The organism is Chitinispirillales bacterium ANBcel5, from assembly GCA_029688955.1.
GTDB lineage: Bacteria > Fibrobacterota > Chitinivibrionia > Chitinivibrionales > Chitinispirillaceae > Cellulosispirillum > Cellulosispirillum alkaliphilum.
On sequence record JARUKZ010000038.1, the window covers coordinates 1 to 24,940 of the forward strand.

A 24,940-nucleotide genomic window follows, 5' to 3' on the forward strand; every position below is an offset into this window, starting at 1 on the left:
AGGACCGAAGCTTACATGCAGGATAGCGTTTCCCGGGAACATACGCCTTCCTTTAAAATAGGAGCTGCCTATGTACTTTCTATTGGCTTCTCTTATGAGCAAGGAATTGATCTAGCTGTGGGCTGGCCTTAGTGTCTAAATTACTATTAATCTACCTTAAAAACAGAGGAACACTATGGATTTCCCAGAATCTGTCTCTTTTACAGTTACCAACGCGTGCAACCTGAGATGCAAAATGTGCGGTCAGTGGGGACCTGATGGTTACATTAAAAACAAGGTAAAAAGCAACACAACCATGAGTCCCGATGTCTGGAAAAAGATGGTAGATGAGCTGGTAGATAACAACAGTGCATCTGTTCTTTTGCGAGGCGGAGAGGTGTTTTTGTATCCCTACATAGCTGAATTGCTTCACTACATTCATTCAAAAAACATCTTTATCTCTATTGATACAAACGGTACCTTACTGGATAAATATGCAGACCTGCTATCGACTCTTGGTACTATTCACCTAAGCATTTCGATCGATGGCCCTCCTCACATACATGATAAAATTCGAGGAGACGAAAATTGTTTTGAAAGGATTGAAAAGAACCTTGAAGTACTCAGGGATGCTGAAAACAGGCACGGTCAACGGATCAGCAAGGCTTTCACATTTACACTATCCTCAGATAATTACCTGTTCCTTGGCCAGATGCCCGATATTGCACGACGCTTAGAAATCGAAACTATTACCGTCGTACCCCGTTATTGGGTGCCTGGTGAAGCTGGAAAAGAGTATGAAAACTGGGTCTGTAAGCACTTTGAAGACAAAGCGTTCTCCTGGAAAGGGTTTCATGAGGAGACTCCGAAAATCGATTGTAACAGATTAACCGAAGAATTACAGAAGTATGAGAAAAATCTTGGAACTATCAAAAACTACCCCTATATGGAATTATCTCAGAGTGAGTACCGGGAATGGTTTACCACCTACTATTCTGTGGTAAAAAAACATCACTGCTCCAACACCGAGCGGTTAATTGATATTCAGCCTAATGGTGATGCTAATGTGTGTGTAGATTTTCCTGATATAGTATTTGGCAATGTTCAGAATCAGACGATCCGGGAAATATGGAACGGTAAAAAGCTTCAAAAATTTCGGAAACTAAGGAAAGAAAGCCAAACGCCTGTGTGTTATCGATGTGGAGCTAAATACATGTCGGAGAGTCCGGAGAAACAATCGTCCTGACCGGTCACGTTTTTTAAATTAATAAGCAGCAAGTATCTTTTACCTATAGCCATTACTTTAATGTATACCCGCAAAGGTCACTCAAATAACATGCTTACAAAAAATAGTACCCCGTGCTGATCCAAATCCCCTTATCCCCGAATGTTCATCCCCATCTTTATTAATTCATTTTTAACACTGTCCCTTTTATCACCCTGAATCTCTACAGACCCCCGATTTTCAGTAATGTGAAAGGTACCGCCACTGCCGCATTTTTTCTTAAGCTTTTGAGACAATTCTTTTAAAAACATAGTTGATGCTGGCAACCGGTCAACAACAGTGACATCCTTACCTTTTCTCCCTTTTCGCTCCAGACGTAAAACGGGTTTTATCTTTGAAAGATCATCAGGTACACTATCCTTTTTACACTCGCAGGAAGAGATATTTTTTTTGCAACGCTTACAGCGTTTGTTCTCTTCGGGATCGGTTGAATATACCAGTTCCGAATCATTGCTGCTCATAATTCTATCCTTCTTCACTTACAATTTAAAGAGATCATAAGGTTACCATAAAATATACACCCTGGGGCAAAATAATAAAAATCGCATGAAAAGAGGCTTATGAGGTAAATTTAAAGAAGTGGTATGTATGTGTGGAAAGAGGGTAAGCGCTATATTTTGCCTACCCTAAGTATAGATTTTAGAAAGATTAAAAAACGATAGGAGCGATATCTTTCTCGGTACAGTTTCGGGACATATCCCAGTACTGTGCTTCTCCATGCGCGATTCGAAATATGAATATTTCCTGATCTGGAAATGCATCCCTGACTGCATGTAGCCACTCCCGATCCTCAAACAGTTTTGCTTTCAGTTTTTCATCATTCACTAATTGAATATCACCAGTGATTCGGACCATTTGAGAGTTTAGTCCATCCCCCGGGTTAAAATAAGCAATCTCAGCTTTTGGATTAGTGTGGAGCTGATCGGAGAGTCGTTTCGATGTACCGGTGTGAAAGTAAAACCCTGTCTCATCAGCAAACCACATCATCATACCTCTAACGTGGGGCTGGTCGTTTTCTGCTGTTGCAAGCCATGCAACCGGATACTGATTTGTGAACTCTCTGATTTGTTCGATTGTTTCCATTACGCCTCCATGGAAGAGCATTTACCTGAATATTTCTTTTTTTATATTCATTTAATATAGGTATGTTCGTTATACAATTTCTTTCAGCAAACGCTCAAAAATTAACACTATTATGCTATTTTACCCATTGCTTTTTAAACTGAAGCGGCGATTGGCTAAACTCACGTCGAAAGCAGTGTGAGAAGTAGGATGAACTGTTAAATCCACAGCGAAGGGCGATTTCGGAGATGCAATAGTCTCCTGCCCGAATCATACGCTTTGCACAATCCAGTCGTGTTTTCAGTATATAATCACCTGGAGAGAGCCCGGTTTCAGTTTTAAATAGGCGGGCAAAGTGTGAGGGCGAAAGGCAAGCTACACGGGAAAGATCAGCAAGTGTCATTTTTTCACCATAATGGGCCCAAATAAACTCTACTGCCCTATTTATACTCATTCTGAAACTAATCTTTTCACCCCTCCCGGAACGCTGCAAAAGCAAACGAATGAGCAGGTGAGTGATTGTCTGTGCAGAAGAATGCAGCAGTAGTTCATAACCCGGCGCCTGATCTTCATATTCATTAAGGAACTCTTTAACAGACGAAACGATACGATCGTTTACCTTAAATGCTCTTCCAAAGCAATCGGGATTTAGTGCGGTTTTATACAGTGAAAGATGTGATTCAAAAAAACTCTTATTGATCATCACCGCAAAGTAACGGGGAATAATATCGCACGGAAGCTCCTGGTGGGGCATATCGGGCGGTATCATAACCACAGTAGAAGGGTGGGATTGGATTGTCCGGCCTGAGAATTTTGTCCGGCAATTTGAATCAAATGATATCAGGAACATGTATGCAGGATGGGTGTGCTCGGGCGTAATTGCATAGTAGCACTGACCTGCTAAGGGCATAAACACACCAAGGTTCTTATTTACCGCGCAATCCACGTATCGAAGCTGTTCTGCGGAAACAGTACCAACAAGATTTTGTATTAAGGATAGATCTTTCATAAGCTTTGAGATGAAAAATTAATATGACAGTCATACATCTGGTCTAACCGAGCATGTATCTTACGCATCACTTTTCTCCAGGTTTCTTTTGTGCCCCAATCTCCTTTACACTCACTTTGGGGTGAATATATCTGCCCTCTTTTATTTCATATCTGTTTCTAATAAGTATTGCCTGAACAGGGCAACTGTTAAAACAGGCAAAACAGAGATAGCAGGGCTTATCTTTTCGCCATACAGGGCAATTTCCACCCATATCCACTTTACCTGATGGACAAACCTTTCTACACATAGCACAGGAAGTGCATGTTGAGTCTGCAAAGTATGGTATGGTTGTTTTCATTGCTTTTGCTGAAGGCAGTATCATCGATGTCATTCTTTTGAGAATAGTTCTCAAAATTGATCTTTCATCAAACCATCTGCTTTTATTTTTTATGCAATTACTAACCTCGTCCAGTTTTTGCTGAAGCGGTAGTTCCAGCTTTTTTACTTGCGAATTGGTGATCGCTTCAGGCCATCGCTCAACCATTTTTTTATAACCTGGCAGATACTTTGGAGCGACTCCACAAGGAGTGTTCTTTACCATAGTAGCAATAAAAAACGCATTAAGCTTCTTTCCTCTTCTCTTTAGCATCTTCGCAAGCATCACATCTGCGTAATGAAATGTTCCACCTCTGGTAGCAAAGGCAAAAAGGTAGTTTGCAGGTGTACTATCGAACCTCTCGATAAATTCCACCATGGGAGCCGGGAGCCCCATGAGATAGATTGGAAACACAAACCCGACGGTTTCAGCAGTTGCCTTTAAGCTATCATTGTTTAAAGAACCAATTACAGGTACAAGCGTCGCGTCGGGAATTCTTTTCTGGAGCTCCCTGGCAACATGAAGTGAGTTTCCTGTGCCAGTAAAGTAAAAGATTTGGGTTGCCATAGTTATTTTGCTTTTTTTTCCGGCAAAAGAGTATACTGTGCCTGATAATAGGCATCCAAAGCGTTTGTGGATATTAAAGTAGTATTATTCAACGGTTAAAACCAGATACTTGTACCAGGACCATGTATTAAGTATGTGTAAAAGAGACGTCACCTTCCCTTTTTCTTTTTTCCTGCTCTACTCGGTTTTAAGTACGTGATATTTTCACTCTTAACGATCCAATACTCTGGAAAGAGATGCTTTTTTTACGGTTCCAGTAGTAGTGCCAGGTGCATTCCCACTGAAACCGGGGATTTATAATTATTGATAGATGAACCCAAAGGAATTGCTATAAATGGGCTTAATGCCACTGTTCTGAACCGATAATCTATACCAGCGTATGCACCATAAGAGTATTCCCCGATAAGATCATCATCTGCGTTTGGGTATTTTTGCGATCTTAATTGAAAACCTACAAATGGTGAAAGGTTATTTAGTATCTCATACCGAAACACTAGGCTATTTCTCATTGAAATTGCCCGGAAGTTTATTTGTGAAGTTGGTTTCGTGAAATCTGATACCTCTTCTGTCTCTCTCCACACTCTATCCCCAAATAACCGATAAGCCAGGATTTCTGGCTTAAGTGCCAATCCAAACCGATCGAACTGGTTTGCTATTTTTATATATATCGACCCTCTATGATATCATTATGGACACTTCTGTTCTTCTCAGGAGAAGGAGTACCTCCGATCACTCCAGTTGAAACATCAATGCTGAACCCTACCGAGAGTATATCGGTAAAAGAATATGCCCCCTCACCACTAATCATCACTCGTGATTCGTAGAGGTAATACTCTGCGGAAGTCATTACTGTTACATCCGGACTATAGAAAGTAGATTTAGCAATTACACTTGTATCAGAATAATACATGACCCCTGGTTCATCGATTGAATAGGAGGCATTTATTGCACCCGAAAAGCTACCCCTTTTCATCTGTCTTCCAGGCTCAATTCTGTTCATTTGAGGCATTCTTCTGATGTAAGAAGTATGATGCCGTTCAATGTGTTTACTTGTACACCCAAGAGATAAAAACACAACTATCAATATGAGTAGGAATTTCATCTTACTTATTTCAGGCATTTTGTGTTTCAAAAAGGCTCCATTGTAGGGGTGATACTAAACATAACGGCGGTTAATAGTGCATTTTACTACAATATAAGATAACTATTGCCCGCTTATTTAAGATAGATATTTACTCACTGCTGCCCAACCAGGTCCTAATCAGTTTAAACGCCCCATTCCTTTCATATAATATCGTGTACAAATTAAGCGAGCTCTTAAACTATCTACAGCAGACTCCGGCTCTATTTGAAGCGGATTAAAAATTTACGTCCAAAGGTTTCGATAAATGGTTTAGTCGCTGAGTAAAATAGCTTATTTGACTTATACTCAGTTTTATCCTAAATTGGTGGCTGCTTTCTCCTTTGCCACAGGGGAAAATGCTGTTGCTGCTGAGCTTTCAGTAAAACACATAAAAGCTCCCCTCCTTGGAATGACTGTGCACAGTAAGGCTACCTTAACGGGCATTGATGGGCGTAAGGTCAAATTTAGGTTGCAGCCTGGGATGAGACAGGCAAAATTGGAAAAGAAACACATACTCGCTATAGTATAGATGTGGAGCGGTTTATGGCGATATTGAAGAGGTAGTCGCTACTCAAGTGAGCAGAAAATGATTGCTGGGGAGCTAACGCTCTTGGATCAAATCGGGAGAAGATGTGCTGGCCCGCTCTATCACTAATCCGTGCAGTCTTATCACGTTGCCTGAAAATAGAGTGCTGTGAGGATCCAAGAGGTGGTTTATCATACTCTGTACCTCTCCTCTGGTGTTGAATTCATAGGAGCTTACCTGCAATTCAAGGCTTCTGAATGTATTATCAAAACCGATAAGTGCCGGTCTTTTCTCTAAAGGTGTGCCGGAAAAATTCCAGTGCTCCATCACCATGCAGGCGACTAGATCATTTGCGCAAACCCATGCACTGATCTGATTGTTACTTGCTGCCTGCCGGAAAAATTCTTTGCAGCCGTCAAATATAAGGTTGTCTCTGAGCAGACAATTCAGCTCATACTTTAAACGGGGGAAACGAGTTCCGATAAACGGTTCCAATTTGTGTCTTATCTTTTCCCCGCAGAACTCATGTTCAAAATTACCCTCTTTTGTAGCCTCTTCAAGATACTTATAATCATCACAGTATTTATCTGATACAAACGGGTAAACTCTATGTGTGGGTCCAAAAGCCAGGGCTGCTTTTTTGAGGCCCTGAAGTCTGTTTTGGGACCAGACTCCGCTGTGAAACGGAGATATATAGGCTATTTCACGATGTCCTTTTTCAAAGAGGTAGTTACCTACATCTTCACCCGGAAGTTTTGAGTAGCTAGAGTCAAAAAATGTGAGCCGCTTGTAAAAACTTGAATAGGCTTTTGATTTTTGTAAAACTTTTTGATCTTCTATCCAAATAGAGACCGGGATTTGTGTGCCGATAAGCATTGAAAGGCATGCTGCTGAATCGCCCATGTGATATGAAGAAAGGATAATTCCGCAAACATTTCTGCTTTTGAGATAGGTTTCAAGCGTATGCCCCCGGGGCAAATAAAAACGAGGTTTATCAAGATAGTCGTTATAGCCAACTATCTCTATATCTATTCCGTTTTGCACTGCGATCTCGGAAAGCAGCCGATGAAATTTTCGCTCTCTTTCTGTTTCTATCTTAATGCCGTTTCCATCGAGGCTAAGGCCAATCAGCGCAATGCGGTGCTTTGAATTTCTGTTATTTATGAAAACATAATATCTGGAACCATTTTGTTTAAGAGTACGCTCTCTGACCAGTTCTGAGAGAACCTTACGTATAGTAGGGTAGCTAACATTGTAAATAGTTGCAAGCTGCTTTTGAGAGGGAAGCGGCTGGTTTGAGCGGAACGTTCCCTTAAGCAGATCTTTTTTGAGCCGATCAAGAGTCCTGTGATACTTGCTAGCCGCTGATGCTTTGGGTGGATCAGGTATAAAGTGAACTTCTTTATTTAGGCCAGAAACAAAGTTTCCCTTACCCCATTTACCCTCAATCAGGCCTTCCCCGCGAAGGTATTCTGTTGCCCGCAAAGTAGTTACGACAGAAACACCACATTGCTGTGCAAGCTCGCGCACGGAGGGGAGACGTCCCTCAGACGAATTACTTAGAAGTTCTCTTATAAAACTGATGCATTTGTCGGTTGCCGGAGACTGCTTCTTTTTCATTGATTGAGTTTACCGTTTGATCTGAGTGTAACACTATAACAGTTTATTTAAAAAATAACGTTTTTGCAGGTGAAATGAAAGCTTTTGCACTTTATATTCTTAAGGAATGTACAATTTACTAGTAACAGATTTGCCAATGAAGCGAGGAGGAAAAGGTGTTAAAAGTTCTAATGGTATCGGTTTTAATGTTCAGCACGGTAAGACTTGAAGCTGCAGAGGAAAATATTGTGTCACATTCAGTTACTATCGACGGAAGCAACGTTATGAATACGCTTTCTGACTATTTTTTTGGGCATAACTACTGGATGTGGGCTCCAACCTGGGGGGATCAGGTTAGTGGAACCGAATCTCTGGTATCTGATCTGAATCTTTCGCTGATGCGTTTTGGTGGTATCCAGGTGGATTTGGGTTATCCTGATTCGGTCACAGAAGCGGTGATGTCGCAATTTATTGAATACTGTGCGGACATTGGTGCTGAGCCTTTGGTTCAGCTGCAGATTGCCCGTTATTCCACCACTGAAGAGCGGGTGGCGGGTGCAGTGAAAATGTTCAACTACTACAGAACATTGTACCCGGTAAAATATGTTGCAATAGGTAATGAACCTGATCTCTATTCAAGTGACCATTCAAATAATCCCGAGTACAATGCACCATATCTGAGCGGTTATACAGTGGATGATTATTGCAATGATTTTAACGCAGTTGCCGAGGCATTGAGAGCTATTGATCCGGATATCAAACTAGTGGGACTTGAGCTTTCTCACAGATACAACCAGTGGGTGCCGCAGTTTATTGAACAGTGCCGGGACAATGTAGATATTCTCTCTGTACACTATTATCCTTTCAATGCTGCGCAATGTACCTACAGTAACGCGCGTAATAGTTTTTCTTCATTCAACACTTTCTATGACAATATACGTAACCTTATTGATGAGAACGCAGATGGAAAAGATATCCCACTGTTGATAGGGGAGACAAATATCTCCTGGGACGGGGACCCTGCTCATTCTACAAGGGATGCATCGCCCGGGACGTTTAATGCAGGTCTATGGTTTGCTGATTATGTTGGTGTTTCAGCTGCTCAGCATAATCTCTTCTCAATAATGCCCTGGAGCATAAGCGAGGGATGGACATTGGGATTTCTTGGTGCAAACAGAAGGCCCAAGCCGGTCTATCATGTATATAAGATGTTTTCAAATAATTCTAAAGAACATTTGATTCATATTGAAAGTGTAAACCCATTCTTAAGAGTATATACCTTCAAAGATGATCAGGAAAATGTAGCTGTTTTCGCGGTAAACTGGGATACACTTTCCTCCTACAGTCTTGATATAAACTTTACCAACATCCTTAATGATTCCTCCTTTAATTATGAAGTACCACCTCACTCCGTCTCTTCCATTGTAATCTCCTCAGACTTTTCTCAAAAAGAGTTTTTGGAGTACAATTCATCGATGCAAGCTCCTACAGCTCCTACAACTTCTGTTGTTCAGAGAAGTAAGGGCCTTTCGGGAGGTAAAAAGGCTGGTTTGAATGTTTCTTTGCGTACTGAGGGGGCGGTGTTAGCACTTTCTTTGCAAAATCCACTTAGTGGGGTGAAAGTAGATATAGTCGATCTGCAGGGACGAACTGTGCGCTCTATGTTTACAGGAAACTCCGAAGCCGGTAAACAGATACGAATACCGCTGGAGGGAGTTCCAAAAGGTACCTATATGGTAAAGATTGCTTCGGGCAATGAAGTGCTCGCCCAAAGAAGATTTGTTCTTAGAACAGGTTTTTAGGAGAGGGTAAATATTCTGGTGTATCGCAAAACAGGTCTGCCATTTGGCAGGCCTGTTTTTTTGTGTTTGGCTGAAATTAACCGGGTAATGGGCTTAGTTGGGGTCGATTCTCTTTGCGTAGTTGGGGTCGGACCAGATTTGAGCAACCTAATTGCCCAAATTAAGCTGCAATGGGCAAAAAGATCTGTACTCTAGTCAAACATCTCGGGCTTAGAGCTCGATGTGAAGGCATCTTATCAAGCTCTAAGAATCTAAAATGGTGCATCTCCCAAGATGCACCGATAAAGGTTAGAAGCACGATTCTCTTTTCGTAGTTGGGGTCGGACCAGATTTGATCAACCTAATTGCCCAATTTGAGCTGAAATGGGCAAATTCATCTGTATTATAGTCAAATATTCCGGGCTTAGAGCTCGATGGGAAGGCATCTTATCAAGCTCTAAGAATCTAAAATGGTGCATCTCCCAAAATTCACCGATAAAGGTTAGAAGCACGATTCTCTTTTCGTAGTTGGGGTCGGACCAGATTTGAGCAACCTAATTGCCCAATTTGAGCTGAAATGGGCAAAATCATCTGTATTATAGTCAAAATTCCCGGGCTTAGAGCTCGATGGGAAGGCATCTTATCAAGCTCTAAGAATCTAAAATGGTGCATCTCCCAAAATTCACCGATAAAGGTTAGAAGCACGATTCTCTTTTCGTAGTTGGGGTCGGACCAGATTTGATCAACCTAATTGCCCAATTTGAGCTGAAATGGGCAAAATCATCTGTATTATAGTCAAATATTCCGGGCTTAGAGCTCGATGGGAAGGCATCTTATCAAGTTCTAAGAATCTAAAATGGTGCATCTCCCAAAATTCACCGACTTAGGTTCTGAAGATAAGCGTTCCGGCAAAATGCAGACGGCTCTTACGAAAACTCATGGCGGCAGTACCGTTTACTGCCCCATCATAAATACATTTCTTTGATTTGCCTTTTTTTCCGTCTGTTTTTAAAGGAGTGCAGGACCGCAGCATTTTTTGAATTTTTTATTACTTCCGCAGGGACACGGGTCATTTCTTTTAACGGGAGCGCATGGTTTGCTGTACGTTTCACCTCTGATTGTTCCATCTTCTCTAAACGATGAAAGGTAACGATCTTTACTACCTTCTACATACTCTATCAGATCCAATGCCCGGGGATCACGCCCGGTCGATCCGGTAAAATGAAGATAGGAAATAACAAGGTCCGGTGCATTCTTTCGGGTTTCAAGAGAAAGCTGCAGTCTGCCAATGTGGTTTAGGGCGCGTTTAACCGTCTCAAATGAGAACTCATCGTTTAGATTCTTGAAGAAAAGATGTAAAATCTCTCCTGAATTGTCCGCTCTGCATTGGCTCAGAAGAAAGTATTCTGAACCAATGTATTCATCAATGAAGTCAGAAATAGAGTGCATACAGTGCTCCTTTGCCAAAGAAGTAAAATACATCCTGTATTACGGAAAAAAGGATGTGTTTATGTGTAGTTTTTCTCGCAGCGGTCTTTTATGGAAAAATGAGTGGGAATCTCATCTTACTTATTTTCAGTTTTAATGTGTTTTAAAAGGGGCACCTTTGAAGCGGTGTTAGGAAATTTTTGTATTCAAGATACTCAAATTTTCGCAACCAAAGTGTTGGCTGTATATTAAATTCAGTAGAATTAATTCTTCGTCGCTTCCTGAACTAATATATCGCACTTTAAAGCACATAATAACATCTTACTATTTATAACCAAACCAAATGATTATAACGGCTATTTTGATGATTCCACCTAATAAAAAGAACATTGCAATTCAATAAGTTCTAAACTATTTTTTTATCTAATTATATTTTTTATCCCGCCCAAGCTTTTGTTAATAAAGTGAGCAAATCATGCGTTCAAATCTTATTTCGATATTACTTCTAGTTATGTTTTTTTACTCATGCAATGCTTTCAAATCTCCTACCCATCCTTCTGAAAAAATCGAAAATGTGAATGTTGAATTATTTATTAATGAAAAGAACAAAGCCGGTTTTATAGAAGGCGAAGAGTTCTCTTTTCAGCTGTTCATTTACCTACCCCAGCATGTAAATGAAATCGAAATATCATTTGGAATCGATGAATGGGATACTGTTTTTCAATATAGGAACGTAGATTCCTTTTATGATACTTTAGAGTTTACTTCAAACTTTAAGCGCTACGGAGATAAAAAAATAACCGCGACTCTCTATCTTGGGGAAAATTCCCTCTCCAAAACCGACACACTACCTATTACGATAATGCCTGCAATACCGAAAATTACCAGTAATCCCGAGGATCAGAACATAACAATAGGTTCCCTGGCTGTTTTCAGCGTTTCTGCCGAAGGAAGCTCTATAAGATATCAGTGGCAAAGGAATGAATTAGATATTGCTGGGGAACAGTCAGCTTCATTAGTTCTAACAAATTTGTCTCTTTTAAATAGTAATGAAAAATATCGCTGCATAGTAACTAACGCATCTGGTAGTGATACAAGCGAAACTGCCACTCTTTTTGTAGTGGAAGAAGCAATCGCTCCTAATATTATCAATGAGCCACAGGATGCTTATGTTAAAGAAGGAGAAACCGTTTCTTTTTATGTCGAAGCCTCCGGAACGAATCTTCAGTATCAATGGTTAAAAAATGGAGATAGGATTGAAAAAGCAAATACCAATAGACTGAACCTTGAGCAAGTATCAATTAACAAAAATGGGTCTTCATTTAAATGTGTGGTAAGTAACAGTGAGGGAACTGATACATCTCAGAGTGCTACACTTACAGTGACAGAACAAGTGATAGCACCTCAAATTGTAAAACACCCTAAAGATATAAAAGTTATTGATGGTGACAGTGCTGTATTCTCAGTGGAAGCAACAGGCACTGATCTTGACTTTCAGTGGCTTAAGGACAGTGTTGTAATTGAAGGGGCTAATGAGCCGAGGTATACTCTTTCATCTATCGGTCAGCATGATGGAGCTGTTTTCGCTTGCATAGTGAGTAACTCAAAAGACAGCATAGTCAGCAACGATGCAATTCTCAATGTACTTTTCACTATTACCTATAATGGAAATGGAGAAGATGGGGGTAGTATTCCTGTGGACAATAACAGCTATCCCTCTGGATATGAGGCTACAGTAAGGAACAACCTTTCCACGGGAGGACTATACAAAAAAGGTTATACTTTTGGTGGTTGGATCGAAAATACCAATGAGGGGAATGTGTTAAATGGTGGAAACACTATAATTATAAAAAATTCATTAACTTTGTATGCAGTATGGATACCAGAGCTTAAACTCACAAAACAACCAGATGATATGCAGATAAGCTCAGGCGAAAGTGTTTCATTTTCTGTTGAAGTGGTTGGAGGTAGTAATCTGCGTTTTGAATGGTATAGGGATGATAACTATATTCCAAATTCAAATAATCCTGTTCTTAAGATTCCTGTTGCCACATTACTGGATAGCGGTAATTACTATTGTGTTATAAAAAGTTCATCAAAAAGCATTGTAAGCAATAAAGCAAAGCTTAGCGTACAACCAGCTCCATGGAGACCTTCTGAGCCAAAAGAATATAAGAATGGAATGGTTAAGGTAATTGCCAAAGGGTATGGTTTCAATATGGGGGCAACTGAAATAGCTGAGCCAATTACAGAAGTTACTTTTACTTATGATTTCTGGATCGATACAGTCCCGGTTACAATTTCCAAATACCACTCTGTGATGGGAAGCAGCCCTGACTATGATGCCTCTCATGACCACCCGATACATGAGGTAACATGGTACAATGCTGCTCGGTATTGCAATGCCTTAAGTATAATTCATGGCCTGGAACCTGTATATGACACAACCGTTGCAGGTTTCCCGATTAATTATAATAAAAATGGATACAGGTTACCCACAGAAGCAGAATGGGAATATGCTTGCCGAGCTGGTTCAGAAACAAGATATTTTTGGGGGTATTCATTTGATGATAGTTACGTGGCATATTTCAATGAAGAGTTCCAACCTGTTGGAACAGTTCTCCCAAACAACTATGGGATTTATGAGATGCTAGGTAGCGTTTTTGAGTGGTGTAATGATTATGAAGAACTCCACCCAGGAGGCTCACTGGTTGACCCTAAAGGTGGTAATTATCCCCATCCAATTGATACCCGTTTCCCAGATTATACCGTTAGAGTGTTAAGAGGCGGTAAATATCTGAATAACGACCTTTTTGATTACCGTTCTGCCCAGAGGAGTGTTTCCAGGGCCGTTTTAGGACTTGACAGGTTTGGTTTCAGAGTCGTTTTACCGATACAGGAATAGTTTTTATATGGTAAAACTCCTAAAAACTTAATTATGATAGCGCTCCTTTTTGCTACCATTGTCATTCATGACAACACTGTCTCTTTGCCATACCGTTCAAATCAAACCGATTTAATTTAAATGAGCACTAACTGTTTTGAACAGGTCTTTGTCCAGCATCTATACCCCCCTTTCCTATCCCCCCCAGATATAAGGGATGGATAATCCACACACGCATACGAGACTGAGAAGATTTTTTTGATCTATTAAAGCGCTTAAACATCTGCAACGCAGAAGGGAGATGGGATGAGGTTAACTTTCCGTGCACTTTTTACAGCTATGTTTCTATTACTAGCAGCCAGTGAAAGCTATGCCACGTGGGATCCATGCGGGTTCAATTTCGGCATGACTTATGCAGAAAATCGTGAAATTCCAGATGAAGTGAATTACTTAACCATTTGGGCTGGTTGTGACGAGGAAAACAGATTTAACAACTACTGGCATGGAGAGATGCTCAGAACCTGCATACAGCACAACAAAACACCGGTGTTTTATGCCTATATCATTGCCTTTGCTGCCAGAAGAGAGAGGGGGTTACAAGATTGTGATAAAAATTCATCAAATAATCTCTGTACAGATGGTGCAAACTTTATCAGAGAGAACTGGTCTGAAATAAAAGCTGAATATTCAATGTATGCCTCCGAAACAGCCAATATATGGGGAACATCTGAACCGATTATCTGGCTCATGGAACCGGATTTCTACCAGTATAACTCTTCATCTCAACAAGGCGGGGGAATATCTGCCCAGGAGCTTGGTGAGAAGATGAATGAACTGGTCACAATAATTAAAAGTCACCTGCCTAATGCAATTATTTCTGTAGATATTTCACCATGGATTGAGGACCAGGCTGCATGGTATAATAACTTTGACATGTCTACATTCTCTTATGCCAATACTTCCGGCGGCCGCACATCAGCCCACAGCCAATATATTCGTGCAAACGAAAACCCAACAACATGGAATGAGATTCACAACATCACGGGACTTGGAATAATTGCCGATGATGGCTATGGAGTGGGAGGTGGCAACACCGGCCATGATGATACCTGGGATGATGTAAACAACCTAAATGCCCGCATTGCAGATGGAGTTGTTGCTATAACCCAAGCCGATCCAAAGCCAAACTGGGGTGCTACCATTCAACAGATAAGACCACAGCTAGACGATATTATTACATGTTCGGATAATGGCGGCGGTGGTGGCGGCCACGAACCAAACACCTACTCCCTTTCCACACACACGCAGGGACAAGGCTCTGTAAGCAGAGACCCTAACAACGATTCCTACCCCGCTGGCACAAGCGTGCAGCTAACTGCAAACGCAAATGAAGGGTGGACATTCTCAGGATGGAGCGGTGATGGTGTACATGGAGATCAAAACCCGCTATCTGTTACTGTCAGCTCCGATATGAATATCACCGCCACCTTTACCAGATTGCAAGATGATGATGACCACGAACCGACCTACTCCCTATCCACACATACGCAGGGACAAGGCTCTGTAAGCAGAAACCCTAACAGCGACTCCTACCCCGCTGGTACAAGCGTGCAGTTAACTGCAAATGCAAATGAAGGGTGGAGATTCTCAGGATGGAGCGGTGATGGTGTTTACGGAGATCAAAACCCGCTATCTGTAACGGTTAACTCAACTATGAATATCACCGCCACCTTTACCAGATTACAGGATAACGATGATGGTGATGATAGTGGTGATGACGACAGTGATGATAGCAGTGAGGGTGATGAAAGTCGCGGCGGTGGCAGCCAACCAGGAGAAAACATACTGGAAAACGGCGACTTTTCATCAGGTACGGACTCCTGGCATTTCAATAACCACGGTGCGGAATCGGAAGGTACGGTTGAGAACGGGGAATTTGTAATCACCATAGATGACCCTGGAACCGCTCACTGGAATATTCAGTTCCATCAGTATGTGCCTTTAGAACAGGGCCAAACCTATATGCTTTCCTTTGATGCCTGGGCCTCGGAACCAAGATCCCTGGTAGCAAATGTCGGCCAGTCATCAGGGGATTACGCCAGTTACAGCGGAGAACAGGAAGTTGATCTTTCTACCTCAAGACAAACTTTTACCGAAATGTTTACCATGAATGAGGCCAGTGATAATGATGCCAGATTTGAGTTTAATGCAGGAGCAAGTGGCACCGGTACGGTTTATATCGACAATGTTGAATTAAGTATTGCTCAGACGACATCAATTCCTAAAATTTCCGTACCGAACATTCCTTCAAACTGGTCAATAGGTGTAAATGGTGGCTCGTTTGTGATCAATGCTGCAACCCCGAAACAGGTGGAGCTAAGTATGTATGATATACGCGGCCGACTTGCAGGACGACTCTACAATGGAAAGATAACCGCAGGTAATCATACAATTACTCTTAATCACAAAAGGTTTCCTTCAGGAACCTACATTGTAATTCTTAGGGACGCAAACAGGAAAGAATTGGCTAAATCCACTACCGTTATCAGAAACAGATAAATTGATTTTTAATCTATTGGGGCGTGTCCAAAAAGCACGCTCCTTTTTGTTTACCGAACTTAACAACGAATATGGGTTGACAGGTACTGTAGAACTCCAAAAATCAGGGCTGATATCTCCCACCAAACAGCTCTCTTGCCTTGCAAGTCCATTTTGAAACAAACTCAGTTTTACCCTCTGTATAAGCATCTCTGTTATGCTCGTAACGCTCCTTTAAGCGCTGTTTTAATTCTCCATAGCGTATTGCCACATCTTTATTGCTTAACAGATAATCCCTGAAATACAACTCATCCCAATCCCCGGGGAAACGAACATGGAGATGATAAACTTTCTGAGCAAACCCATTAGGGGTGTAACCCTTATTAAATGACATCTCAAAGTAATCATCCTTTTTAAATGCCATAAGTGTCCAGTCGGCATTTTGCAGCTTATTTTTCACTGTATCGGTATCACAGTTATAATCGATTTCCAGTAGTATATCAACAGTTGGTTTTGCAATCAGCCCCCTGACTGCACTGCTCCCCATGTGACTTATCCGCCTGATATTTTTTGCCCCTACGATCTTCTCTATCGCCTCTTTTTCTGATAAATACCATTCTTTATACCTGGTAGTATGTTCACGCAGGATTATGGGAAACAGCTGCCAGAGTTCTTCTAAACTCATTTGGGATAGTGGTTTTTTCATAGGTGATTTAGCTCTGTAATTCAAAAATGTAGTGGTGTTAGCAGGCGACGCAACGACTTTTGGCATCTCGTTTCCCCCTGATCAAAATGTACTACAATACCGGCTCTGCCACAAGGTATTTAGGAAGCTATTACCGCGGCGAAAGAGAACGTTATACGCGAATAGCCAAAAACTAAGTTTTTGGCCATTCTACATCTGATATTATCCACGACATCGCATGGATATACAGGTTAGCTGTTGGGTTATGAATTGATAAGTTTCTCATAATCTTCATCAGAACCATTATCCATACAACATTCGATGATTTTACGACCTATACTATCGAGACCATCATCCCGGAATTTTTCAAGTTCCTTTCTGAAAAATCCGTGAAGGATTTCTGCGCCTTTGTCGTACCCCTCTATTCCGACTTCCGGCTGTTCCTCAACCCTCAGAAGCTCGTGAGGAATCGGGCTACCTTCCACCTGCATCGACTTGAGTGTGTGTCCGAGCAGTGAACATCTCGATTCGACCAGCTGATCCGCTTTGAATCGTGCCATACCACGACGTGACAGATACTCTCGGGATATCCACTGTGGCATAAAACTTACTTTCCATGCGCCTACATGCTGGTTAGGAGTCAACGAATACCTGGTCTCAGGTGTTTCAATAATCTGACGCAAAAGCAAATTGGCGTGATCCACGAACCTGCCTGATGCAAATGGCCAGTATGATCCCACACCCTCACTGGTCAAAGCCTCACTTTCAGTGATACTTGGATTTGCATGACCACGAGGAGCGACAAGACGCCACAGCCATGCCAGTGCAGGCGAAAGGAAATGCAGATACCCTACGATTCCATAGGTCGGCATCTCTTTTGTACAAGGAGGAGTACGGATCCCGAAGTTTCGCAACTGTACTTCAACCATACCGTTCACCGTTCCAGGAACCAAATGACGCGGCAGTATAACCCGGGGATTAGGACACGGCACTCCTGGCTTGTCCTGGATATGATCCCAGACCAGAATCGTTGAGTCCGGAGCACCTTCAAGATTAAGGAATATAAGAGGTTCTTCGGGATGTATAGTCACCTTTTCAAGATGAGGATCAGTACCATAATGAAGCAGGTGATTTAACCGTACAAACCATGCCTGTTCCGCATCACAGGCCACCACCTGTTTGCTGTCATTCTGAGCAGAAGTATGACACATTGCCATATCATCGGTAACGGGATTGAGAACGCATCCGTGGGGAAGAGTAAGATATTTACGTTCATTGCTGTTTACACAATTTTCGCCCAGAAGAAGGCGTCCGTCCTCTTCACGGTGAACATGCTCAAGCATCTCACTTTTTCCGCTTCCGCTTGCACCTTCATGCATAATTGTAGACACATTGTCATAGGGTGTTACCACCTGAACAGTGGATGCGTGCAGGGTAGTCCACTCCTCTTTCTCACCTATTGACAACAACACACCGTAGACTCCCTTTTTGGCACTGGGACCAGGGTAGAGATTGTAGGAAAAAATCTCATAAAGATCATCACAACGGTTATGTACCACTACCTGCTTACCATCAAAATGAGTGTGACGGAAAGGAGGGGCAAGATAGAGTGTGGTATGAACCTTAAAGTCATGGTCAAGCTTAAAGATATCCAGTATACCCTGCAGATCGGCAAGTCCAGCCACAAAAAATCCGGCATTTGCAGGAGCGACCAGTAACCCTCCGTAGCCTTCATCATCCTCAAACGCGCCGACCGTAAAAGCGGTGACAATCAGGTCCTGTTGCTTAAGCCATTCAAACGTTTCTTCACGTACGCCACCAAACTCTTTTCCCTGCCGTTCTTTAAAGGTGACTTTGTCGGTCGGCTTGTCATCACCTATCAACATACACTCGGGATCTCTTCGGCGCATGTATTCCTCAAGATAGTTCACCGCAAAACCATTTTTACACCTGTTAACCTGAACCTCTTTTACATAGTTACCATTTACATCATAACCCACATCAAAAGTCTTATTCTGCGGATTGCCGAGTGCCACATCGAGCAGCCCTGCGCGATTTCCGATAAACTGATATGATTTTGCCGCACGCAAGACATCTTTCACATGCTCCGGCACAATCATTTTGTCCAGAATTTCAGTTGTACACACAGTCATAGGTTTTCCTTTCATAAAGGTTTATAAGTTCACTAAATATTATTTTCACTACCTATATTTAAAGTTCATTTTAATCCAAAAAACAGAACTATCACCGCGCTTCCGTACTGCGGATCAACAGTGAAAAAAGAGCGGATAACTGTTTTGTCCAGATTATTTTCCAACCGTGAATGCAGAACAGAATTTGAAACATTAAACAGTTCGGTATACATTTCCTGGATCATTGAACGGGACAACTGTTTCTTTGCCAATTCCAACTCTGCAGGATGTGATACCCCCTCAAGCGTCACCGTCACCGACTGCTCATGAACATCAACCGATACTTTTTTGGGATAAATCCCCATCTGCTCACTACCGTAGGAACAGACCTCCCGGGCGATTATGGAGCTCAGCGACTCTGTATCTTTTTCTGTGCTGTTGTTTCCTTCCATCATTTCGCGTCCTTTCCGCCGTACGTGAGAATGGACAAAAAAAAAGGGCCGTCAGTGTGGAATTTTGTTTCCTCACTAACGGCCCGTCTAAAAACAAAGCGCGTTTTCTGCGCCTTCTTCCCTAACTTGCCTATATTTTAAAAAGCAGAACTTAAGATACTATTATTTTGCATTGAAGTCAAACAAAAAATACCAAATCATTCATTCATAAACCTGGGAGAGCGCTCCATGGTGAATACTATAATCCGCTCCCCGGTCACCGAACTGATATCGGTGTGCAGAGAGACCACATCTATCCCAAGCACATCTTTAACAATTGTTTCGAGCAGATACCGGGCATTCTCAATAAGCTCCTGACGAACCTGCTTTATGAGCTTGCGACCGGTGATGGTGTCGTCTGCTTTGGCCAAATGCCGCTCAGCCGGAGTCAGTACGCCACGCAGACGCACAAACACATGCTCTTCTATAATAAACGTTTTGGCCTCTTCCGGCCCCCGCCCTTTGTACTCCCGTTCAAATTTTACCATAGCCTGCGTTATCTGCGCTTCAGCTTCGCCACGGGTAAGATTAACCATTGTTCACTCCTTCCAATGGGATAATTTAATTACCCACCCGGTGTTGTCGCAAGATTTTGATTAAAAGTTTATGCATAATGCGTCATAAATGCCACCCTGAGGGTAATCTCCCCTTCAATTCTACCTTTGATCGTCAAAAAATTCATCACCAGTGCCAATAAAATAATCAGCTGCCCAGAACCGAACTCCCCTGCAAACCCTACCATTTTGGTGCACAATTATAGTTTAAAAGGAGTACACATGCCAGATCTCAAGTTTTCAGTAAGTGCCCAGGCTTTGAGTCCTGCTAAAACAGAAGTCAAAACCCGCAAGTTTTCCTTCATTATCGATGAACCTAAAGAGCTTGGTGGCACCAATGAAGCCGCTAATCCTGTGGAATACCTTCTGGGGTCACTTGCAGGTTGTATAAATGTAGTTGGTCATCTGGTTGCAAAGGAACAGAACATTACCCTTTCTAATCTCAAAGTGGAGATTTCAGGAAACCTGAACCCGGAAAAGCTTTTCGGTAAAGCGACTGAGGACAGAACCGGTTACAAAGAGATCAGCGTAAAGCTGTACCCAGAAACCGATGCCTCACCTGAAGTACTTTCAAAGTGGATTGAAGAGATAGAGAAGCGCTGCCCAATTAACGACAACATTACAAATTCCACACCGGTAAAAGTTTCAGTGGGTGCGGATACCGCTTCAACTACAACTGCCTGAGCACTGTTTGTAATGCTCCCCCCGATACCAGTGACAGCGCCTGAGGTGTCACTGGTATTATTTTTTACTCACCCGTCAGTTTATAATTAATTCCCAGTGACAAATTCATTAAATCGGGATAACCAGGCACAAAACTCATTGAGAAATTCACCTTTTTGGAAAAGGAAAACTTATATTCAAATTCACCCCCATACCACAGAAATAGATATTGCCACATATCACCTTCATTTCCCTTAAATATGGTAGGATTTTCATACCCGTCCAACTCCATCCAGTTTCTTCTATACACTAATGTAGGACCGATTCCACCATTCAGAAGATGTCTGCCTCTTTTAAATATTCTACCTCTAAAACCAACATGAGTGTATCCTCCCAGCTGTGAGGCACAATCAGTATATAAGGCCTGGATTATTTTTACAGACAATAAATCGCCGAAGATAAAATGCTCATAAGAAAACGCCCCTCCAATATTTAATACGAAGCGGGCTCGTTTATCTAATTTAGTTGACATCAATTGGGCATTATCGCTACCCCCCGGGTGAATGCTTAATCCAAAGTATTTTAACCCAAAGTTGTTTTGCGCACGTACAGTTACAGTTAGCACCAATAGAAAAAGAACAAGAACGTAACTACTTCTATACTTTAAAGTAAATATTTCAGGAGCGTTGATTTTAACCACGATGAATCATTGCCCTTTTTTTCCGTCTTTTTTTATCACCAGGGTTGCGCATACAATTTCATTTTTCAGGAAACCATACTCTTTTCTCTGCTGACTCATGTAGTTTTTAAACAGATGACTCTTGTCGCGGTTTTTTTCAATTAATTCATTACACCTTTTCTCGATTAAAGCATACTCTGTATCATATGCCTGGAAATCTGCATTGTCGCAGGAGATTACTTCATCGACAAGACGCATCTTTGCCGATATTATCTGTTTTACCATCTCTTTTCGTTTTGGCACCTGAGGATGGGTGAAATCACTTTGGTCATCGATATATCCATCATCGATTACGATAAACCCATCATCGTTAAGTACTGGTGAGAGAGCCTGGAGCGTTTCATAATATTTTCCAAAAACCTGCCCGACAGATCCCAGTATGATGATATCATAATTGTGCAGGTCTTTAACTTTTACACGTATATCCGCCGCTTCAAATTTACAGATTTTTTGCACATTGTATTGCACCGCTTTCTTTCTGGCAAAATTGATGAATTCAGACACTGCATCTATACCGTAACATCTGTACCCAAGCTTACTGGCAAGCTTTACCGTTACAGCGCCTTTGCCACATCCAAGATCAAGAACATTCGGACTTTCTTTTCTGTTATGATTTTTGATTAGAGGGATTAAACTCTCCGGATCAGATCCTATCTCCCAGAAATCCTGCAGAATGTAGGGTAAAAAAGGGAAAAGCCCTTTATCGGTGGCGTCTAACGCTGTAAGGACGCTCTCTTCCATTGACTTCATTGTATTTCTGCTCCTGAAATAATTTAGAGTGGTTACTACCTTTACCTGATACGCACCATCGCATAGAAAATTATATTCTATCAACAAAAGGGGGCCATACTTTCATATAAGCCCCACATACTACCACTGAAAGGTTCTGCATTGTTATCTGTTATTTAACTCTGCCTGCCACCTGTCCCCAAAGACTTTTCTGTAATTACCATGAGCATCACGAATAATCAGTACATTTTGTTTTGAAATAGTTTGATTAATATCAACCTTTCTGCCGGTAATTGTGAATGCCTGAACAGCATTTCTGTTTGATGGTACCTGTTGATTTCTACTTCTCAATTGTCTTTGGGGGCCAGCAGACATAGGAATTAATGATGGAAAATGTGGCTTTTTCTCCTCTTCCATAGTCCAACTGACTTCTATTTTAGGTGTTACGACCCAAGCTTGGCCACTAACACATCCCACATCCGGAACATCATAGCACATTACCGGAATGTAGCGTATCTCTGCTTTTACATAGTTTGAATCGGGGGTAATGATTACATAATACTGATCTTCAAATAGTTGCCTATCACTGCTGCAACCCGTTTCAGCAAAGAGAACCATCCCTATCGATTTTAGCTCATCGTGATACGGGGAGGGCATTCCATGGTCAAAAAGTACCTCATTATCGAGATCCAGTTCATCTTTAAAATCATAGTATTCCTTACTCTGCGTGGACCTGTAAATCGCTACCGGAGCCCCTACTCTAAGTGCAGGCTGACAACACTCCGCATCACATGAATTGCCATCATAAAAATAAAGATCGGGGTAATCGATAGTTATATCATTTGAGCCGAAAATTATTCCCTGGCCAAGCTCTAAAGTATCCACCCCCTTTAAAGCATCGCTGTAGACTGCATGTAGCAGAAGAGCAATAATTACCGAAAGCATAGCCATTTGTTTTTGCATCTTACATCCCCTTTTTTTGTAGTGATGATACATCAGTTTGCAATGGGCTTACACTCTAATATAATCAATTATTGGCTGACAATCACATCTAATCACATTAGTTTCAATCTTTTCGTTATCACGCCTGATAACGGCTCAATATCAGTGAACAAGTAGGTTGAGTGGATTGCAGATTTTCAATACTGTAAGAATACCGACAGCTGTGGGATGTATGCTCACTGACCAGAGAGTTACAATGAGTGCTAATGAACGGGTTGCAGAAAAAACTTCAGGAGGAATAGACCACTCGAAAAACAGATCAGCATCTATGCTGTTACTCCTACTGTTCAAAACCGCTGATGATATGAACTCTGACCTCCTCCCGCACTGTGATATTTTCCACTGTAGCAACAAAGTGCCCACCGCGTTCAAAGCTCAACAGACGGGCATTGGGAACGGTTTGAGCGGCGAATTGTGCATGCTCATAGGGAAACAATACATCATCCTGTGCATGAATGATAAGTGTTGGGTGACTAATAGCAGCGATTCGCTTACCCAGTTGTTGCGTATGATGGTCAAACATTATGCCATCATAACGAACTGAAGCCGGGTTCATGTAGTCAATAACCCGCTCTATTGCATCGTACTGATGAGGACTGAGGGTTTCAATCACTTGCCTGTCAGCGCCCAAAAAATTCAACAACTGCCTTTTAAACAGATTTGAAACTGCCCAGTAAACAAAATCATTCTGCACTACATAGGTTAAAATTCTACCTACATTCTCTGCCTCCTCCACCTGCTCCGGAGGTAACTGTGCGGCACCACAGGAGATAAGCGTAAGTGAAGTAACCCTCTGAGGGTAAAGAAGCGCAAAGAGATATGCAGAAACTCCCCCAGCACTTACCCCCACTACTGCCACCTGATCGACATTGAGGCTATCGAGCAGATATGCATATGTATGGGCCTGCTCCTCAACAGTAGCCCCTTGCCGTATATCTGATTTTAAATACCCAAAACGAGACGGCGCTATCCAGTTAAATTCTTCCCCCAGTATCTCCTGAGCCAAAAGCTCACCCTGATCAAATCCTCCACCTGCCCCATGGATCATCAGGACATCTAATTGTTTTTTTTCAGCTGTAAGGTATTCTAAATTACCGAAAGGGGTTGCAATGCTACTGCTTACATTCTCAATTCTTGCATACGATGCAGCAATATCTCTTCTGTAGGAAAGCCATACCCAGGCAGCCAATAGACTCAGTAGCGTGAAAATCACAATTAGTATTCTAATCACTACTACAAGTCCTTTTTTTAAGATCTATAAACAAGGTAATCTATTTATTAAGCAACTGACAGGCCGGGTAAATTCCGTAAAACAGGTGTCTTTTTAAAAGGGGTGGGGATTTATAGCCCCCAACTACTTTCCGCCACAACCTTTTAGGCGAAAAGAAAAAAAGTTCCTGGACAGGAACTTTTACTAATCGTTTGGGGTCAGTATGATCGTCGCCACACACTGCACTCCCAGACTCAAAACTGCACTTCTTGTTACTGAAATTGCGTACGAATCGCAGTATAGTGAAACAGTGAAAGAACTGCAATATTTTATCGACCATGGTGAGCGTCAGATAAATCAGATTTGTCGCAGATGTTTTAAGAATGAAATCATTCCACATTCAGAGAAAGTTTTTTCGGATCGGTGTAATGCTTCGTCGCCGGGCTCTTGAACCGAAGAAGATGTCTCAAGAGCAGCATAAAATATGCGTACCCAGAACCGTTAAGAAGGATGGACCATACGAACACATTGCCTTATGTTATTTTATGTTTGGGAATGCTGTCAGATTGAAGGAAACTTACCTGAATGAAACAATT

Annotated in this window: 22 protein-coding genes; 6 read left to right on the top strand and 16 right to left on the bottom strand. The window is 41.8% G+C overall.

All coding sequences use genetic code 11. From position 1 onward, the window contains the following. Positions 1-175: 175 nt before the first annotated feature. A complete protein-coding gene (locus QA601_15580; protein ID MDG5816518.1) occupies positions 176-1,225 on the top strand; it encodes a radical SAM protein in 1,050 nt (349 codons plus the stop codon). A gap of 131 nt (positions 1,226-1,356) precedes the next feature. On the opposite strand, the gene QA601_15585 is transcribed toward QA601_15580, so the two are convergent. The 7 genes from QA601_15585 to QA601_15615 all read right to left on the bottom strand — a co-directional run bounded on the left by QA601_15585 (position 1,357) and on the right by QA601_15615 (position 7,529). Then, positions 1,357-1,725: a hypothetical protein gene (locus QA601_15585; GenBank protein MDG5816519.1), complete on the bottom strand. Its 369-nt coding sequence runs from the start codon at positions 1,723-1,725 to the stop codon at positions 1,357-1,359. A 187-nt stretch (positions 1,726-1,912) separates the two neighbouring features. Further along, the gene (locus QA601_15590; protein ID MDG5816520.1) at positions 1,913-2,347 is read right to left on the bottom strand and encodes a pyridoxamine 5'-phosphate oxidase family protein; all 435 of its coding nucleotides are present in this window, start codon (positions 2,345-2,347) and stop codon (positions 1,913-1,915) included. Positions 2,348-2,462: 115 nt separating this feature from the next. Further along, entirely contained in the window at positions 2,463-3,335 is an 873-nt protein-coding gene (locus tag QA601_15595) for an AraC family transcriptional regulator (GenBank protein ID MDG5816521.1), read from the bottom strand. 67 nt (positions 3,336-3,402) lie between these two features. Then, positions 3,403-4,260: an EFR1 family ferrodoxin gene (locus QA601_15600; GenBank protein MDG5816522.1), complete on the bottom strand. Its 858-nt coding sequence runs from the start codon at positions 4,258-4,260 to the stop codon at positions 3,403-3,405. 245 nt (positions 4,261-4,505) lie between these two features. Continuing rightward, positions 4,506-4,769, bottom strand: coding sequence for a hypothetical protein (locus QA601_15605; GenBank protein ID MDG5816523.1), 264 nt, complete (start codon positions 4,767-4,769; stop codon positions 4,506-4,508). 149 nt (positions 4,770-4,918) lie between these two features. Beyond that, entirely contained in the window at positions 4,919-5,392 is a 474-nt protein-coding gene (locus tag QA601_15610) for a hypothetical protein (GenBank protein ID MDG5816524.1), read from the bottom strand. A gap of 592 nt (positions 5,393-5,984) precedes the next feature. Further along, entirely contained in the window at positions 5,985-7,529 is a 1,545-nt protein-coding gene (locus QA601_15615; protein ID MDG5816525.1) for a GntR family transcriptional regulator, read from the bottom strand. Positions 7,530-7,684: 155 nt separating this feature from the next. Between QA601_15615 and QA601_15620 the strand changes: the two genes are divergently transcribed. Next, positions 7,685-9,310: a DUF3244 domain-containing protein gene (locus tag QA601_15620; GenBank protein MDG5816526.1), complete on the top strand. Its 1,626-nt coding sequence runs from the start codon at positions 7,685-7,687 to the stop codon at positions 9,308-9,310. Positions 9,311-10,297: 987 nt separating this feature from the next. Here the strand turns inward: QA601_15620 and QA601_15625 are convergent. Further along, positions 10,298-10,738, bottom strand: coding sequence for an SEC-C metal-binding domain-containing protein (locus tag QA601_15625; GenBank protein ID MDG5816527.1), 441 nt, complete (start codon positions 10,736-10,738; stop codon positions 10,298-10,300). A 454-nt stretch (positions 10,739-11,192) separates the two neighbouring features. Here QA601_15625 and QA601_15630 point away from each other — a divergent pair, with 454 nt between their 5' ends. Further along, on the top strand, positions 11,193-13,622 hold the full coding sequence (locus QA601_15630) for an SUMF1/EgtB/PvdO family nonheme iron enzyme (GenBank protein ID MDG5816528.1): 2,430 nt from the start codon (positions 11,193-11,195) through the stop codon (positions 13,620-13,622). A 285-nt stretch (positions 13,623-13,907) separates the two neighbouring features. After that, a complete protein-coding gene (locus QA601_15635; GenBank protein ID MDG5816529.1) occupies positions 13,908-16,160 on the top strand; it encodes a carbohydrate binding domain-containing protein in 2,253 nt (750 codons plus the stop codon). A 103-nt stretch (positions 16,161-16,263) separates the two neighbouring features. Here QA601_15635 and QA601_15640 read toward each other — a convergent pair whose 3' ends face one another. From QA601_15640 to QA601_15655, 4 genes are all read right to left on the bottom strand, one after another. Further along, positions 16,264-16,911: a GrpB family protein gene (locus tag QA601_15640; GenBank protein MDG5816530.1), complete on the bottom strand. Its 648-nt coding sequence runs from the start codon at positions 16,909-16,911 to the stop codon at positions 16,264-16,266. Positions 16,912-17,087: 176 nt separating this feature from the next. After that, a complete protein-coding gene (locus tag QA601_15645; protein MDG5816531.1) occupies positions 17,088-18,977 on the bottom strand; it encodes a DUF4914 family protein in 1,890 nt (629 codons plus the stop codon). A gap of 65 nt (positions 18,978-19,042) precedes the next feature. Then, entirely contained in the window at positions 19,043-19,411 is a 369-nt protein-coding gene (locus tag QA601_15650; GenBank protein ID MDG5816532.1) for a Na-translocating system protein MpsC family protein, read from the bottom strand. A gap of 194 nt (positions 19,412-19,605) precedes the next feature. Further along, positions 19,606-19,983, bottom strand: coding sequence for a DUF2294 domain-containing protein (locus QA601_15655; protein ID MDG5816533.1), 378 nt, complete (start codon positions 19,981-19,983; stop codon positions 19,606-19,608). Between the two features lie 240 nt (positions 19,984-20,223). On the opposite strand from QA601_15655, the gene QA601_15660 reads away from it, so the two are divergent. Then, the gene (locus QA601_15660) at positions 20,224-20,685 is read left to right on the top strand and encodes an OsmC family protein (protein MDG5816534.1); all 462 of its coding nucleotides are present in this window, start codon (positions 20,224-20,226) and stop codon (positions 20,683-20,685) included. A 64-nt stretch (positions 20,686-20,749) separates the two neighbouring features. Here the strand turns inward: QA601_15660 and QA601_15665 are convergent, their stop codons facing one another. From QA601_15665 to QA601_15680, 4 genes are all read right to left on the bottom strand, one after another. Further along, positions 20,750-21,364 (bottom strand): hypothetical protein, encoded by a 615-nt coding sequence (locus QA601_15665; GenBank protein ID MDG5816535.1) that lies wholly within the window; start codon positions 21,362-21,364, stop codon positions 20,750-20,752. A 6-nt stretch (positions 21,365-21,370) separates the two neighbouring features. Beyond that, on the bottom strand, positions 21,371-22,153 hold the full coding sequence (locus QA601_15670; protein ID MDG5816536.1) for a class I SAM-dependent methyltransferase: 783 nt from the start codon (positions 22,151-22,153) through the stop codon (positions 21,371-21,373). A 144-nt stretch (positions 22,154-22,297) separates the two neighbouring features. Then, a complete protein-coding gene (locus tag QA601_15675) occupies positions 22,298-23,095 on the bottom strand; it encodes a hypothetical protein (protein ID MDG5816537.1) in 798 nt (265 codons plus the stop codon). A gap of 319 nt (positions 23,096-23,414) precedes the next feature. Continuing rightward, the gene (locus QA601_15680) at positions 23,415-24,365 is read right to left on the bottom strand and encodes an alpha/beta hydrolase (protein MDG5816538.1); all 951 of its coding nucleotides are present in this window, start codon (positions 24,363-24,365) and stop codon (positions 23,415-23,417) included. A 202-nt stretch (positions 24,366-24,567) separates the two neighbouring features. Here QA601_15680 and QA601_15685 point away from each other — a divergent pair, with 202 nt between their 5' ends. Next, entirely contained in the window at positions 24,568-24,795 is a 228-nt protein-coding gene (locus tag QA601_15685; protein MDG5816539.1) for a hypothetical protein, read from the top strand. The last annotated feature ends 145 nt before the right edge of the window (positions 24,796-24,940 follow it).